This is a genomic window from Spirosoma panaciterrae DSM 21099 (assembly GCF_000374025.1).
Classification (GTDB): domain Bacteria; phylum Bacteroidota; class Bacteroidia; order Cytophagales; family Spirosomataceae; genus Spirosoma; species Spirosoma panaciterrae.
In genome coordinates this window covers 1-16173 of the sequence record NZ_KB893182.1, presented here as the reverse complement: position 1 = coordinate 16173, position 16173 = coordinate 1, and the positions used below count along the sequence as shown (strand labels likewise).

At 38.6% G+C, this 16173-nt stretch carries 17 protein-coding genes; 7 read left to right on the top strand and 10 right to left on the bottom strand.

Going from position 1 to position 16173, the window contains the following annotated elements; translation table 11 throughout:
* Nucleotides 1–17: 17 nt before the first annotated feature.
* From B153_RS0112890 to B153_RS0112875, 4 genes are read left to right on the top strand one after another with little or no spacing between them, the layout of a single operon-like run.
* On the top strand, nucleotides 18–1631 hold the full coding sequence (locus tag B153_RS0112890; protein WP_020597135.1) for a type I restriction-modification system subunit M: 1614 nt from the start codon (nucleotides 18–20) through the stop codon (nucleotides 1629–1631).
* On the top strand, nucleotides 1631–3019 hold the full coding sequence (locus B153_RS35045; RefSeq protein ID WP_020597134.1) for a restriction endonuclease subunit S: 1389 nt from the start codon (nucleotides 1631–1633) through the stop codon (nucleotides 3017–3019). Before B153_RS0112890 ends, B153_RS35045 begins: the two co-directional genes overlap by 1 nt.
* Nucleotides 3016–4770 carry a restriction system-associated AAA family ATPase gene (locus tag B153_RS0112880; RefSeq protein ID WP_020597133.1) on the top strand — a complete coding sequence of 585 codons (1755 nt, stop codon included), beginning with the start codon at nucleotides 3016–3018 and terminating at the stop codon, nucleotides 4768–4770. The genes B153_RS35045 and B153_RS0112880 overlap by 4 nt, the downstream gene beginning before the upstream one ends.
* A 4-nt stretch (nucleotides 4771–4774) precedes the next feature.
* Nucleotides 4775–5767 carry a hypothetical protein gene (locus tag B153_RS0112875; RefSeq protein ID WP_211221671.1) on the top strand — a complete coding sequence of 331 codons (993 nt, stop codon included), beginning with the start codon at nucleotides 4775–4777 and terminating at the stop codon, nucleotides 5765–5767.
* A gap of 138 nt (nucleotides 5768–5905) precedes the next feature.
* Here the strand turns inward: B153_RS0112875 and B153_RS0112870 are convergent, their stop codons facing one another.
* The 9 genes from B153_RS0112870 to B153_RS0112830 all read right to left on the bottom strand — a co-directional run bounded on the left by B153_RS0112870 (nucleotide 5906) and on the right by B153_RS0112830 (nucleotide 13308).
* Nucleotides 5906–6364, bottom strand: coding sequence for a hypothetical protein (locus tag B153_RS0112870; RefSeq protein ID WP_020597131.1), 459 nt, complete (start codon nucleotides 6362–6364; stop codon nucleotides 5906–5908).
* A 277-nt stretch (nucleotides 6365–6641) separates the two neighbouring features.
* Nucleotides 6642–7184 carry a hypothetical protein gene (locus B153_RS0112865; RefSeq protein WP_211221670.1) on the bottom strand — a complete coding sequence of 181 codons (543 nt, stop codon included), beginning with the start codon at nucleotides 7182–7184 and terminating at the stop codon, nucleotides 6642–6644.
* On the bottom strand, nucleotides 7168–7344 hold the full coding sequence (locus tag B153_RS38555) for a hypothetical protein (RefSeq protein ID WP_245564880.1): 177 nt from the start codon (nucleotides 7342–7344) through the stop codon (nucleotides 7168–7170). The genes B153_RS0112865 and B153_RS38555 overlap by 17 nt, the downstream gene beginning before the upstream one ends.
* 147 nt (nucleotides 7345–7491) lie before the next feature.
* Complete coding sequence (locus B153_RS36610) at nucleotides 7492–8730, bottom strand: BT4734/BF3469 family protein (RefSeq protein ID WP_020597128.1); 1239 nt, start codon at nucleotides 8728–8730, stop codon at nucleotides 7492–7494.
* Nucleotides 8731–8806: 76 nt separating this feature from the next.
* Nucleotides 8807–9898 carry an AAA family ATPase gene (locus B153_RS36605; protein WP_020597127.1) on the bottom strand — a complete coding sequence of 364 codons (1092 nt, stop codon included), beginning with the start codon at nucleotides 9896–9898 and terminating at the stop codon, nucleotides 8807–8809.
* A gap of 177 nt (nucleotides 9899–10075) precedes the next feature.
* Nucleotides 10076–10402, bottom strand: coding sequence for a hypothetical protein (locus B153_RS0112845; RefSeq protein ID WP_020597126.1), 327 nt, complete (start codon nucleotides 10400–10402; stop codon nucleotides 10076–10078).
* A complete protein-coding gene (locus B153_RS35030; protein WP_020597125.1) occupies nucleotides 10399–10704 on the bottom strand; it encodes a helix-turn-helix domain-containing protein in 306 nt (101 codons plus the stop codon). Before B153_RS35030 ends, B153_RS0112845 begins: the two co-directional genes overlap by 4 nt.
* Nucleotides 10705–10825: 121 nt before the next feature.
* Nucleotides 10826–11821, bottom strand: a complete 996-nt coding sequence (locus B153_RS0112835) for a hypothetical protein (RefSeq protein ID WP_020597124.1) — start codon at nucleotides 11819–11821, stop codon at nucleotides 10826–10828.
* A 77-nt stretch (nucleotides 11822–11898) separates the two neighbouring features.
* A complete protein-coding gene (locus B153_RS0112830; RefSeq protein WP_020597123.1) occupies nucleotides 11899–13308 on the bottom strand; it encodes a site-specific integrase in 1410 nt (469 codons plus the stop codon).
* A 402-nt stretch (nucleotides 13309–13710) separates the two neighbouring features.
* Here B153_RS0112830 and B153_RS37640 point away from each other — a divergent pair, with 402 nt between their 5' ends.
* Nucleotides 13711–14121 carry a hypothetical protein gene (locus tag B153_RS37640; protein WP_157634666.1) on the top strand — a complete coding sequence of 137 codons (411 nt, stop codon included), beginning with the start codon at nucleotides 13711–13713 and terminating at the stop codon, nucleotides 14119–14121.
* A 29-nt stretch (nucleotides 14122–14150) separates the two neighbouring features.
* On the top strand, nucleotides 14151–15542 hold the full coding sequence (locus B153_RS0112825; RefSeq protein WP_020597122.1) for a DUF6575 domain-containing protein: 1392 nt from the start codon (nucleotides 14151–14153) through the stop codon (nucleotides 15540–15542).
* A 56-nt stretch (nucleotides 15543–15598) separates the two neighbouring features.
* Here the strand turns inward: B153_RS0112825 and B153_RS0112820 are convergent, their stop codons facing one another.
* Nucleotides 15599–15841, bottom strand: coding sequence for a hypothetical protein (locus B153_RS0112820; RefSeq protein WP_020597121.1), 243 nt, complete (start codon nucleotides 15839–15841; stop codon nucleotides 15599–15601).
* A 128-nt stretch (nucleotides 15842–15969) separates the two neighbouring features.
* On the opposite strand from B153_RS0112820, the gene B153_RS0112815 reads away from it, so the two are divergent.
* On the top strand, nucleotides 15970–16173 hold a 204-nt coding region (locus B153_RS0112815), incomplete at its 3' end, for a transposase (RefSeq protein WP_020597120.1).

The following is a 16173-nucleotide window of genomic DNA, read 5'->3' as shown; positions in this document are numbered from 1 at the left end:
AAAATCGGAAAGTAAAAATGTTATCAAACGAATTAAAAACGAAGATTAATAATCTTTGGGATAAGTTCTGGAGCCGTGGAATCACGAATCCTGTCACAGCTATTGAGCAAATCTCTTATCTGCTTTTTATGCGGAGGATTGACGATGCAGATACAAATGCTAAGACTATAGCGGAATTTACCGGTGCTGAATACAAAACATTGTTTGTCCGGCCGAAACTGGGTGAAGATGGAAAACCTATTTTGGATAAAGATAAGAATCCTGTTTATGAAAACGCTGACGATTGCCGTTGGTCTCAGTTTAGAAATCTTGATCCTGATAATATGCTCGAAACAGTTTCGAAGAAGGCATTTCCTTTTATAAAGGATCTAAATGATCCTTCGCAGCCATACGCACGTCACATGAAAAATGCATTCTTCATTATCAACAATTCTGCGTTGCTGGATGAAGCAGTAAGTGCAATTGATGAAATATTTGAAGAGATAAAAAAACAACAAAACAAAGGACAACAGTTTCAGGACACGCAGGGCGATGTGTACGAATACCTATTAAAAGAACTCAGCCAATCAGGTAAAAATGGTCAGTTTCGTACACCTCGCCACCTGATTCAATTCATGTGCGAGATAATTGACCCAGATTGGACAGACACAATTTGCGACCCTGCATGCGGGACTGGCGGTTTTTTGCTAGGTGCTTATCAGCATATTCTCACCAAACACAGCAGTCCAGAGGAAATTGTGCTAGATGAGAACGGACTGAAACGTTTTAAGAAGTACGGAGGCGATTTGATTACGAGACAAGACGTTTGGGATCATCTAAACGAAAAAGCCTTCTTTGGTTTTGATATGGATCAGACTATGGTGCGGATTGGTTTGATGAACCTAATGCTACATGGCATTAAGATACCACAGATTGAAAATGTGGATACGCTTTCCAAAAAGTACGATCAGGAATACCCAGACGGTGAATACTCTGTTGTGATGGCAAATCCGCCTTTTACAGGACGTATCGATAAAGGAGGTATGAGCGACAAGCTAAAGATTAATGGTACACAAAGTGAGCTGTTGTTTCTCATCCGAATTTCAAAAATGCTTCGTCCTGGTGGTAAGGCTGCGGTAATCATTCCAGAAGGTGTGTTATTTGGGGGAAGCAAAAATCAAAAACAAACACGTGAGGTATTATTGAGAGACAACCAACTCGAGGCAATAATCTCCTTACCTAGCGGAGCATTTAAGCCCTACACAGGAGTAAAAACTGCCATTCTGGTATTTACGAAGGCAGAAGAAGGCAGCACCACTTGGCATACTGAAAAAGTCTGGTTCTATGAATTGAAGAACGATGGCTATAGCCTTGATGACAACCGCAGGAAGCTAGCAGTAAATCCCTTACCGATAGCAGTCGATATATATAAGCAACGAGCCATGCAAACACCGATTGAGCGCTCCAATCATTTTTATGTACCCTTAGCCGAGATAAAAGACAATGGGTTAGACTTGAGCTACAATCGCTACAAAAAATTCGAGTATCAAGAGCAAGCTTACGAGCCGCCACAAAAAATATTGGATGCATTAATAGAATTGGAAAAAGAAATTAAAAAAGATATGGATGAGCTTAAAATTTTAATTGGGTGATGGAGAGAGTAAAGTTAAATCAGATTTGCACCTTTATATCGGGCAATGCTTGGAAGTCAAACGATTTTTCTGAGCAAGGTATTCCAATAATTAGAATAAATAACCTTGATCTTCATGCTAATGACTTTGTTTATTGGAATCTAGACTACGACAAAAAATACATCATAAATAAAGGCGACATTCTTTTAAGCCTATCAGGGACAATTAAAATCTACAAATGGCATGGAAATTCAGCTTTGTTAAATCAAAGAATTGTCAAGATAGAGCCCAAAGCTGGTGTCAATATTGATTGGATATATTATAAAATAGCACATTCTATTGAGGAAATAATTAACAAAGCAAAAAGTGCAACAATCAAAAATGTCTCTGTAAGTGATATAAAAGACTTTGAAGTAAATCTTCCTGATTTCGAGACACAAAACAAAATTGTAGCAATCTTAGATAAGTCAAAAGCTATTCTGTATAAGCGAATCGAAACCATTCTTAAATATGACGAATTACTGAGAAGTACTTTTTGGAAAATGTTTGGGGAGTATGAAGGTAAAGATGTAATCAATTTATCAGATATCGCAGACGTAACTTCTGGTATAACTAAGGGCAAAGACTACTCTAACAAAACTACGGTCTATGCACCTTACATGCGCGTTGCTAACGTTCAGGATGGCTATCTTGATTTATCTGAGATTAAAGAGATTGAAGCTACGGAAGAAGAAATAGCTCGTTATAATCTGCAGGTGGATGACTTATTATTAACCGAGGGAGGTGATCCTGATAAACTAGGAAGAGGATCACTATGGAAAAACGAAATTGAAGATTGCATTTTTCAAAATCACATTTTTCGTGTTAGGATTAAGGATAAAGAAAAATTAAATCCTGTCTTCTTGTCTTATCAAACATCGAGTGCATACGGAAAAAGTTACTTTTTAAAGTCCGCGAAGCAAACAACAGGCATTGCTTCAATAAATTCAACTCAGCTGAAAAAGTTTCCTGTATATCTCCCTCCGGAAGTCCTACAAATAAAGTTTGCTAAAATTGCTTTAAAGATAGAATCAATAAAAAAATCGCTAGAAGTAAATTTAAATTATATAAGGAATCTGAATATCAACATCGCCCAACTTGCTTTTGCAGGCGAATTAACTTTTAACACAGCCGTAGATCTTGAAGTATTACTTGAAAATGATTACGAATTTTTCAAGCAAAATAGCAGCGAAACAGCTATTCAATTACTCATAGATCGGCTTGATAAAAATGAATTGAATGACAAGAGGCTTTACGATACTGTCATCTACGATAAAGCTAAGAACTTCGTATTCGAACTATTGAAAGAAGGCAAAGTGCAACAGGTATTTGATGAACTAACCAAAAGTGTTAATCTTGTCGTTGCATGAAACTCCTTAGGCTCAAGATAGAAAACAACGAAGGTTTCCGGAGCCTACAAAAAGGCTTTGAGATCAAGTTCCATACACTTGAAGATACGGAGTCTATGAAGCAGTTTCGCCCATTTTGTTTCGCGGGCTTAAATGGCAGCGGCAAGTCGAATGTGTTGGAAGCGTTGGCCAATATTTTTTTTCACTTGGAGCTTTGTGTAGCCCGTTATCTACCAGAAAGCATAAAAGATCCAGGTAACTTCGAACGTGCTAAATGCACTCCTGATGCATTTACATTGGAATATCTGATTGGCCAGCAGAATAATAATGCTTATGCTGTTCATTCTTTCGAAAAAGTCACTATAATAAAAAAAGAAAGCGAAGAACCGCAATTGTTTATTCAGCCTTATCCGTTCGATGATACGGTAGAGGTAAGGAGAGTTTCCTTATTACCTTCCATTAACAAACAAGAGGCAGCGGAAGGCAAGCAGTACCTACCACAACATATCGTGGGTTACTCTTCTGGTGAGAATGAAATCTTGAGCTTGCCTTTCATCAAAAGTCGTCTTATCCATCTGGATGAATACCGCCAAGCTACGCGTGATAATTATGAGCGTTACGATGAACCAGAGAACAGTCTGATTTACATCGACAGCAACATGAGTCAGGCGGTATTATTATCGTGTTTATTATTTGAAAAGGAAGATACATTAGCACCATTTCGAGATGTAGATAACACAGGTATCCTAGGTCTTCGCAGCTTCCGGATGAATATTCGCCTGCACGATTTTGTGTTTAAAGATGACAAAGGGAAAGAAAGAAATATATCCATTCTTAAACTGATTGAAAAACATCAGTTGGATAGCCTGAAGAAATGTGCTACTGCGTTGTTTTACGATGAAAAAGAAAAAACCTTATGGCTGGACTTTTTTGTAAACGATGCCACAAAACAGGCATTCCAAAAGCACTTCAAAACTTCTTTTGAATGCTTTCAGTGCTTTCGACTTTTGTATGAACTGAATTCACATTTTGTGAACGAAAAAGCAAAAGAAGAAGTGTATCGCTCCAAAGGAGTATACACCGATGGTAAACTTCCGGTGGGTAGTGCGCAGCAAGATGTTTTCCACTTTCTGGACTTCTATATCACTAAAGAATTAAAGAAAACCGGAGAGAAGAAAGATTTACTTTTGCGTAGCTTTTCGGATGGAGAACACCAATTTATCCACACTATGGGTATTTGCCTACTGCTAAAAAACAAGCGTTCTATCCTACTGTTAGATGAACCTGAAACACATTTCAACCCCAGCTGGCGTGCCAAGTTTGTAAAAGTACTTAATGATAGTATCTCTGCCGGAAGTCCTGAAGCTTCTGTTCTTGTTAATTTCAACGTTCATTTACTGAAGGATATATTACTCACCTCACATTCGCCATTTATTATTTCAGATTGTTTGCCCGACAATGTGATACTGTTTGAAAAAGATGGTATGGGAAAAACGACAGCTATGAAGGTTTCGGAGCTAGAAAATACCTTTAATACTTATGGCACTTCTGTGGAATTGATATTGGACAGATTATTTGGATACACGCAATCTATCGGTGATTTATCGTTTTCACAAATTGAAGCTCTTGATATAGATTCGATTCAAGGTGTTGCTCAGATCGAAAAAGCTAAAGCAGAATTGCGTAAGCTAGGAGAATCTATAGAAAAGGATTTAGTATTATCCCGTTTGAATAAAAAATTAAAGAGCGAACCAGATGTTAAGAACTTATAAGCCTTTGGACGAACATCCCGTATTTGTCTATCAGCAGTATTTTCAACATCTGATTTGTGAGGTCTGGTGCCAAGCTCAAGATGAAATACTTTGTACAGACCTACTTAGTAATGAATTCGAAGAAATTTATTGGGAACGCGATTGGGTAAAGACAGCTGTTGATGAAATCTATGAAATCTGTAAGAAATTAACAGATGAAGAACGGGCTGACATCAAAGAAGCATTCTTTGTAAATAATAATATCGAGGAATTATGCGAAGCACAAAAAGAACCTATTGGCCTCGATATATTACCTGATGTTGTAGAGAAAAAAATGAAAACTTTTTTAATTAAGTGTTACAGTGATCTTATTACCGCAAAGGAGAAGCTAGACTATTACAATAAGCTAATTGAACATCAAAAGGCAAATTATAAATTTTGTCCCTGCTGTGGAATTCTTCCTGTTGAAAGTACCGAGTCACGATACAGAGAAGATAATGATCATTATGGCCCAAAAGCAGAATATCCTTTTGCCTCAGTTAATTTCTCAAATCTTGTTCCACTCTGTAGTAAATGTAATAAAAAGTGTAAATCCTCGAAGAATCCGTTTGAGAATAGGCGAAAATCATTTTATGCCTTTAAAGCATTGGATCAAGAGTTTGAGATTGTTATAACTATTAATAATACAGATGCAACTAATTATGGAGAACTTAGCCAAGACGAAATATCGATGTCATTTAATAATGATTCTCACAAGGTTGCTACCTGGGACTGGCTGTTTGAAATAACAACCCGTTACAATGAAGAAGTTAGACAATTTTCGAAAACGGAACTGAGGACACTGGCTAATAGATTCAATCGAAACACAAGGAGAAAACATGGGGCTACCTACGAGGAGATTCTAAACGATGAGATCGAAAATTATAACATAGATAGGTATGATGATCGAAAGTTTCTAAAAGCCTCATTTTTGCAGGAAATGCTGAATAAGCCAGAGTGGCTTGCTGTTTATACATAAGATACCAAAGTTGCTCTTAATACTGAGAGTATTTGAAGATTTTATTTCGTGTCCCCTTGGTCAATTTACTTACTTGTTTTTAGCTGTAGTAGCTAGTACTTAACCAATTTTAAAAATTCAAATAGCTAAATACTCCATTTACCACCACACTTCAGAAGAATCTTCTTGCTCCCAAGCTTCAGCCTTGGCCAGCCACTTTTTTACTAACTCACCTTTCCCGTCATGTAACGGATCATCGTCAAGCGAAGAAGCATATAAATTACTTGCTGCCCAGTTATCATCTAGCTTACGAAACCATTGTGTCTTCCTAGATATCTTGTCGCCAACTGTAATTCTATACATAACCAAGCATAGATCGCCCTTGGAAGAAACATATTTATCTGCGACAACCATATTGTTCAGGATTTCGTCCTTATGCTTTGCCCAGAACACTTGTAAATCACTAGACTGTTGATCTTCGGCTAATTTTATCCGGCCTGACCAAAACTCTTTCAATGCACCTTCTACAGTTGTATTAGGCTTAAGCTTATATCGTTCCTGAGTTGAATTAGATGAACTAACAACAATGGTAATCAGAAGGCATAGAAATGTTTTCATGAGCTTGTGAGGGTAAATTGTACCAACACAAAAAAATAGCGCGGGGCTGCACTCATTCCGCCGTCGAGGCTCTGGTAAGCCTATATGCAAGAATGAAGCAAACACCCCACGCCATGACGCGGGGCGTTCAACCTCACTCCCTTGCACAATAAAATTTACCAGATTTCGACGGCAGGAAGTTTCGTTAAACGCTATTCAATATGTCAGTGTTTCCGCTGTTTATTCGATAATTTCAAGTTTTTGCAAATGTAATATTCTTACGGAATATAATATCAGTTCAAAGCGAAGTCAGGTTTTGCCCGTTTAATTCATTTAACTGCCGGATTAATTCAGCTTCCTGTTCCGTTACCTCTAAAAATATACTTTCACCAGCAGAAATCTCTTCAGGCACTTTTACTCTCTGGCTGTTTGAAAAATTTTCACTATCAAGATTGTTCAATACAAACATGAGCAACATTGTGTCAGGCATTATATACCTGATGGTCGTTTTCGTCGTCTTAGCTACAATATTACCATCTTTGTCATGACGTTCCGTAGTTTGCCTGTCTTCAACAGTATACCCTTCAATTCGTTTTAGCAGAGATATACGAGCTGCATTTCGAATCTCTTCACGATGATTAGCTTCGGCTCTTTTTATTGTCTCGGATATATCGGGTATATTTTTTTTCCATTCATAGAATGTATCAGGATTAATCAGTAGTAAAGAAGCAATTTCTTTGTTGGTTTTACCCGCAAAAACAGCTTCGTAAATCAAGTCCAATGTTTCCTGACCATTATACTTTCGACGCTCTGGCTTACTACCTTTATTCATCGACTTCATAGACTTTTCGATTTTTACCGTAAGCTGTATCAATACTTGCTTTATAGGCAGCTGTATTGCCTTTCAACGCTTTCTGGATAATTGCTAATGGAATCATCTCCTCTAAACTAAGAGTGCTTGTAATAGACATGGATTGGTTAACAGTTCCGAGTCCAAGCATTGCAGAATTAGTTTAGCTTTATCTCCGACTCCTTTCGGCCGCCCCTTTGAGTTACCACTTTGCCCCTACTTGAATTGATATTCTTGACCATCCCGGTAAATATCGTCTCGTATTATTGTAGAAGTATAACCTGCTTATAACCTGTCTTTAGTTTGTAAATCGAATCGATCTCCCGGTTTCTTTATCCACCAAGTCAAGTGTTTCAACTAATCTTTGTAAGGCTGGGTTGCGCTGGTTCATCCGTTGTAACGCCAGTTCAGTCATTGTCAGTGGCAAATCGTCAGTCAGAATCGGCGGGTTAACCTGATCCTTAATTCGTGTAGGTGCCACTGATGCGTCCTGATTGTAAGTTGAAGTGGCCGCAATATCTGATAAGTATTCGTTACTTCCGACAGAGTGTTCGGCGGCTTTAATATCTGGTGATAGATCGACTTCAGCGGCTGACACTCGTTGCATATTGCCTGAATTGGAATATTGTTTGGTTATGGTGCCGACTACGGATTTATACCCTGTACTATACTGTTGAGAGCAGCGCCATCCATCAATATGCAATGGGCTTTGTTTACCGTTACTGAGTCCATCACGAATCGTTTTTCGAGATTTTGTAAAGTTCGGCCACTTACTCACTATTGTTTCCAGAGTTTCAACAACGAGGTTCTCATCAATGAAACCACCCGCAACAAAGCCACCTGCCAATCTTGCTGCCTTTAATAGTTGTTGGTGTCGTTGTCCTTCAGAGGCTGTTTCGACCAACTTTATACAATGAGATAAGATTTCGCCCGCATCGCTAGCTGTAATAGTAGGTACACTACGACGCGTTATTACCGGTGCTTTGTATAGGCCTGTGAAGGGCGTTGCATAGTGATTATAATATCCCTCGGCATCGAACGAGTAGCCACGCAAACGAGCCACATCGGGTGTATTATCTATTCGAACGCTAAAATGACTTTTGAACAGTTGTTGCAGGGCGTTGAATTGACTGACATGCTGCTCAGGGTAAGCAATAGGCACCAGCAGAAATAACCCTGTGCCACTCACTGATAGACCGCAATAGGCTACGTTGCGAATGTGGCTGAGTTCTTTTTTCAAGTAGTTGTAGTTGCTGATTTGCTCATTTCCTTTAAAATCAATATCAAGACAGATTAGCCCACTGTGTTGTACCAATGACGATGCTTCACGGTAAGTAAACTGACCACTTGGTGTAATTGCCGGTAAAGTGGCCTTTAGCGCATCTCGTTCCTTCTTATCGGCAATAGTTCGGATATTGACCACTCGGTTAGCATATTTATCCGATCTTAACCACTGTAGCAGGTTTACGGGTTGTGGATTGCCAGCGGCTTTAAAGTTTGCAAAACAACTCACAGTAACGTCTAATATGGATTTCATAGAAGCCAAGTTCTTAATAGGTTCCAAGTTTCCAGAGTTTCCATACTGATAGTACAGGAAACTCTGGAAACTTTGATTAATAGGTTTCCTGCATAGTTTCTGCTATAAATTGATTTGAAAGTGCGCAGGAAAGTTCGGTTTCATATTTCTTCTCGATCTTGCTGATATTTCCTTTACTCATCCCCATCTTACGGGCAAGTGAATCACCCCTATAGCCAGCCCGCTTTAAATCCTGTATACAATTGTATTGCTCGGTTAGCGTATCGTTTTTTCCCTCGTCTCTGTTTGGTTGTCTGAGATGCTCAAACTCGCTACTGAAGCCAATGTGGGCAAAATGTAGATAGCCGTCCTCCTTGGTAATTTCGTAAGTGGCCACATTCTCGGTGTCATAAACCAGTTCAGCGCTACGTGCTTTGAGTTGCTTTATATAGCGCAAATTTTTGTCAGTCAGGCTACGGCCAATTGAGAAAACGGCATCCGCAAAGTTGGATTTCATCTTTGACCCTTGCAGGTCGTTTAGGCTGATAGGACGGGAAGAATCGACCTTTTTGTTGTGTTCCAGTATAATAATGGTTATACCTTTGTTAAGCTTCAGGCGGGTCAAATGTTCCAGTACAGGAATAGCTGTCTTAGCTGAATCAGTGTCCCCTGCAACCAGTTTGGTTTGATTGTCGATAATGATTACCTCAGCCCCAGTGTCATCAATAGCCTGTTCCAGACTTTGTATGAAGTAATCCAGATAGCTCAAGCCGTTGGGAGCCTGAAATTGTGGTGTAAAGTCGGCTCTGTAGAAGTTAGGAGGAAATCGAAACAAAAGCCCATCCTGCCCTTGGTACCGCTTTAAGAACTGCCGGTCGTTCAACTCTAAATCCACATACAACACTGTCTTACTGGCGCCAGTGGCAATGTCGATACCAACTTGAGTAGCAAAAACCGTCTTGCCTATTCCTGTATCGGCAAATAAGATGGTTAGCTCATTCTCGATAATGAGATTTGGATAAAGCTCAACCGGCGCAGGTAGTTGTGAGGCATAATCTAAGACATCCTGCGCAGTTCGTATGCGAAACATACCAATCTGCATTTCGCTGGCAAGATTATTTAAATCTGTTCCATCGCTGATGTGGATATTTTGCAAAATGGACGTATTTTTGTTATGTTCTTCGTTCATATTGGTAATATTTAGAACGGGCTGATGCTAGGGGCATCAGCCCGTTTTGTTGCATATAGCTTAAGCAAACAAGGCTGACGTGGATACGATGCACGAAAATCGGTAGGCCATTCGCAGAAGTCCTGAAACGGACGAGCGATTAAATACTGGCTTCAACCTATTTATGTGTCTTGCGAGTTATTTTTGAACTTCTGGCGGGCGATCTTTACCGATCTTTATCTCAACAACTACTGCACAACCATTGACGATATATAACAAATCAGGTAACCCTATACCTTGCTGCGAGGGTATATACCAGTTTATATCTTCATGGTATGTTTCAGTTGGTTGTAGTCTAGTAGCAAAATAGCCAGATAGATTAAAGTAGCCGACAACACAACGAGTTAATACATTTGCATCCTTATCGTTGTATTTGCTTCGAGGTATACAACGAGTTGGGAAGTTGGGCTTTAGTGCGGTTTTGCGAGCGTCAACAAGTTGGCGGATGTCTTGTAGTGCGCTCATATCATTTCCTGATTTTGTGTCCCGGCTTGAAGATAAGCGACCAGTTCACTTTTAAGAAAATACAATCGACCGAACCGCTTTTTATGTGGAAGATCTTTAATGCGTTGGTAAACTGTTTGTGGCGTAATCCCTAAAAAGTCCGCAGCTTGCGAAACAGTTAAGATTGTTTCCTCATCTACTGATGTTGGTTGTACTTTTAGACTAGATAAAATGTCCGCTAATTCATCACGTAACATTTCACGTAATACGGGCCGTAAAGTTTGATCAACCCATATCTTCAAATGATTTTCTGCTATGGTCATAACTTGTTTCTTTGAGTTCGACCACAAATAAAAAAGCCTGCAACCGCAATAAATCAAGGTTCAGGCTATTTCTGCTTCCAAGAAATTAGACAATTTTCAATTTGTCTAAAAATACACATAACTACCTGTCATTCAGAATATTTCCTTTCTTAAATTGTCTGACAAGTTGTCTACCATATTTTAAGGATGTTTCTACTTTACCAATGTCTTCCAAATAACGGTCAAGGCTTCTTTGTGTAGCTCCTAAATTGCGCCCTGTTGCTAATTCTATAAATTTTTTTATCGCCATTTTAACTATCTCTTTCTCTGTAAGTGGAAATTGCTTCCCTCTCTCTCGTTGTAAAATTGATTCTATTTGATCTTCATAAAGCGTGACAGCTTGTCTTGCTTTACGCTCCGTATCTTCATTGCGTTTGGGGTTACTTCGTTTATCATTGACTGGTAGCACTGAGGATTCTGGGTTAATTTGCCAACTCGCCAACCTGTCTTTCAGGTACTTTTCATAATGCACAATGTCCCAAACCTCAGCTAAACGCGCGGTTTTGGTTCCAGGAAAATGCTCATTTACAAAAACAAAATCATATTCTCGGTTCGTTTCTAACGTGTCTCGTAGTTCTTTAATCTCATCAGCCAGTGTTGAGAAAGCTCCATTGACTTTTCTACTAACGGCATCAATGGCAGCAGTTACGTTGGTTAGTTCTTTCTGTAATAAATCGTTCCGACGTGTTGTAGTAGATAACCTTATTTCTAAATCCGAAAGGAGTGTTTCTAATGATTGAATATGGTACGCAATTTTTACCTTTTCAGCTTCACTCCATCGCCAGCCGAATTTATTTACCTCTCTTTTTTCTAATGCATATTTCTTCCTATGAAAGTCCATCCAAACTCGGTGTAGTTCTCGTAAATCGTCGTCCGTTTCAGGATCAAGGCTCAATGTAAACGGTGCATTTTCTCCATCTTGAAATGTAACAGGACAAGGGTAGGAGCCAATATTTTCCAGCCAGAACTTTAATTTAAAGCTGAAAGAAGACAATTTGTCTAATTGTTGTTTTAACTCCCAAGCGCGGGCTCGTCGGTTTTCGTAGCTTTCAGATTCTGTAAGATTTATCACTTCCATTCATCTGTTTTGTCAAATAGTTGGCCAACAGCTACCAGAGGTTCTAGATTAGCAAGTGCTTCGGTAGCAGACATATATTAAAGAGCATTTAAAAATGATTTTGCTTCTTCATCATCGAATGATCCTAGATAGCTTTCCGTCGTTTTGAGATTAGTATGCCCTAACGACTTGGAAATGAAAGCAAGTGGAGCTTTACTCTTAAGTAAACTGGTTGCAAACGAGTGTCGAGCCGAGTAAGTGTTTACATCACCTACTATACCTAACTGTTCGGCAATTTTGCCCATCCATTTATTCGTCATTTTCACTATCTGATGTACTGCCTGTTTCCTTTGCCGTTCATTCATATCAGCATTGAGGAATGGGAAAACGAAGTTACTGGCGCGTCGGTCGGCAGTTCCCCATCGCTCAATAATGGCGAGGGTTTCGGGCCGTAGATGTGCTACTATAGGAGTTTGGCTATGTTTTTTACTCCTAGCTGTCTTCTGCCGAACAAAGGTTAGTTTACCGTCTTTGAGGTCAACCCGGCCCCACGTCAAGCGACAAATGTCAGTGAGATTGGCTCCGTTGCAGAAGTAGGAAAATAGCCATAAATCATGGCTCCGTTGCTCCGTCGTACCAGTTATGGGTTGGTAGGCTTTCAGCTTGTCAATATCGGATTTGGGCAGGGCTTTCTTAACGTTGGCTCCAGCGGGTATCACATACCGATTACGTCCGAACGGGTAATTATCCCGACTCATTAATCCAGCTTCTATTGCATCATTGACAACGGCCCGCACGTGCCGTAGGTAAATTCCTACGGTGGTCAAGCTCGCCCCTGTTGCGGCCTTTAGCTTGCTCTGTGGGGCTTTGCCATAATGTTGCATCCAGTGCTCATAAGTTGTCAGAAAGTTCGATGTAAGATGCTCAAAATACAATACGGCAACTGGGCGGGGTTGGCTAAATCGACGAGGGAGAGGTAAGTTTAAAAACTCTTTTCGTTCCTCATCTGTGAACGAATCCACAAACCGACGTAGTGACTTTGCGGCTAATTCGTAATTAATGGCATTACCGATACGCCCGGCACTACTCATACTGTCAGCTTTCGCTAATAGTGCTGCAATGAGGTCGGTTTGTTCGGCGGGTCTCTCTGGCTCTTTGCCATAGTTGGCAATAGTTTCGGCAAATGCATCGAACGTGAAATGATCTACTAACTGACCGATGACAATTTGCGCCCGTTTCAGGTAGCTTGTTTGCGTTTTACCTGTTAACTCATCCCTAAACGTTTCACCGTAAAACTCATGCCAGAGCCGTATTTTACCCTCATCCTTGATTCGGTTATCCAGCTTATTTTTATTAGTCTGTAGGAAATCCCATTCAGACAGTAAAATCTTACGCCCAGTACTAAAAAGCCGTTGCTTACGATCAAGGCAGACAAGCCATTTTATTACACCTTGCCCGTCTTTGCTGGCTCGTTTGTCAAAGAAAAGGTTTACGGTTGCTCTGCTCATATTGTATTGCAAGTTGGCCATAAGTTGCAATACAACTTGCAATACAAAAATAAAGAATCAACGCATAAAACCAATAATTAGAAATAAAATCATTCAATATAACTTACTGACTATCAATATATTTAAAGTACCTAAATAAGCATTCTATTAATATATAAAAAGCTATTGGATACGACTGTTAATCAGAGGGTCGCTGGTTCGAGCCCAGCTTCGGGAGCAAAAAGCCTCAAATCTCACGATTTGGGGCTTTTTTAGTTTTTCTGTAACAGTCTGTAACATCTTTGCACATTTATTGAGTTACATGAATTCTAAATTTGAAATTTTATTAAAACTTTTGAATAGATTATGCGTAACAAAATCTTTGGTCTTTTAATGTAGAGTTTTTAAAAATACCTCCACCCAATGAACCCTCCTTTAAAACACCAACTGCTTATTGATAGCCAATCGTTCACTATCCCTTGCCCTGATCCTTCTCTTTTTGAGGACGAAAAAGAATCTTTCAGATGGTGTTGTGAACCTGTAACAGACGAGATCAATTTTTTACCTAATCTTCTTGAAGACGAGGCAAAAAATAAGCCCAGAAGACTTTTAAAGGGCGATGAATATCACTGTGGAGTATGTGCCCTTTCATTCTTTGATAGCTTATTAAATGCAAAAAAACAATTTAATAAATATCCCCTTAATACCCGTAGTAAGCTTGGCTATACTCATGTAGCAACTGGCCCATTATCAAAATCAGATGGCATAATGAGTTCTGTAAATAATAAAGGGCATTTCCTTTTTTATGAATATGTAGGTTGTGATCTGAGCTAAAAAGTTTAATATTATCGATACTTTGTAATATGGAAGCAATAAATGGTATGGCTATACCCGATCTACCTTACAAAGAGCTTCGCAAGGTATCTGATCTTATGGAATATGATGGGCCTCTATTATCCCATTTTAGAGATTCCATGGATAAAGATATATTATTTTATTGGGTTGATTATAACGACTATTTTAATAGATGGTTAGTTTGGAGTATTAATACTACTTCCTTATACGACTACATTCATGGGGAAATGTCTCTTCACAAAGTATTCCTCGAAACTCCTATATTCTTTAGCGTAGAAATAGATAGAGAGACTAATTATAACAATATCACTATACTTACACTTGATGAAATACCCTCAATTTATATTCCAGAGGAAGACAGTCTATATTCCTTTGATATTCCAGAAATATATAATTTACCTAAACCTCTATATTCCCCAACTCAGATTTTAAAATCAATGCGGGAAACGGGTTACTATTTTGCTTTAAAAACAACCAACGTCAATCTGCGTTACGGTAGAGCCGTGAGATTACATGATGCTGGCTATTTTTTGGTAGACATTAGTCTATCTGCTCATGAATACGCTAGGAATGATTTTTATAATAAATACAAAGATGATTTTACAGATTTAAAACAACTTGAAAAGGCTGTGTCTAATGTTGGAGAATTTGCTGAGCCTTTAGTTGTTGATGCAAAGTTTAGCAGCTTTGAAGTTATGCTTAGTATTGATCGGTATATGGGCTATGATGGAGAAAAAACAGAATATCGGAATTGGAGAAAAAATTTAATGAAAAATTACCATGAAGATGTAATTAATATAGATTACAATTCTAAGGAGGCTATTGCTAAATTGGAAGAACGTTTTCCTAATGAAGCTACTAGGCGTAGAATTATAAAACCCGTTATGGACATTCTAGTTAGTAAGGATTATAAATTAGAGACTCGTAGTGCCAACGGTGATTATAAAAAAATCCACCCTTCTATTAGTAGAAAAACTTATAAAGAAATAATAAAAACTAGCCCACCTAATCCTGACAGTATTGAAAAAAAGAAAATTTTAAATGTAATAGTTGAAGTTACGGAGAAAGATGGTGTAATTTCATTTGGAAAGAAAACCATGAATGAGAATATTCTTTTTCAAAGGGAAGAAGCTCAAGTAGAGCTATCTGTAAATTACTTGAATATTAGTGGCATGGAAATAACGTTTAAACAGCCATTAATATATAATTATTTTATTGATGAAGAAAATCTAAGTCATGTCATTTGTAAAGAATTTGAAATCGATTTAAGTGCAAATTCTAAAACAGAGGTATTAAGAGGGTTTCAAAAAATATTAGCAGAGACAATATTTAATTATATTGATTCAGAAACGCATAATAATTTGATTAACCAATATATTGAAGAAGCTAGGAGAAATTAATGCCTATATGTTAAATAATAAAAGGATAGATGCTACTATAGTCTATCCTTTTATTATTATTTTCTTCTGAGCCTCATACGCGCCTTTTGACATCCTTGACAGCAAAAAGTAGCATCAACTCTCTTACCTTCAAACTCCTTACCACAATATAGACACTTTTTTGTGTAAAAGAAGTTGGTAAACTCTTGGTAGCTACCGGGAAAAATCTGGCTGTAAATTCGTTTCCCTTTTTTTACATGCTCAAACTGGTAATTACGAAGGTCGTTTTTACCTTCTACAATTTTATCATTTTTGTTCATTGGAATGTACGCGTTAAATCTGTGAAAGAACTGACTAAGTCATGCGATAGTCATTTGCTAAGAGCTTGTTGGGGAATTGATAAGGACTGGTAGTCGAGTCAACTTTGTATCGACCAAGAAACAAAGTAATGACTAAGCAGTGGCAACCACTGACCGACTACCAGTGGGCAGCAATTTCGCCTTTTTTTAACCTTCAACGCAAGCGTAAACACCAATTACGTGCCGTCATGGATGCCATCTTCTGGATGTTACGCACCGGCTGTCAATGGCGAAACCTGCCGCCTAGCTTTCCGCACTGGCAAGCCGTATACTATTATTTTGACCAGTGGAAA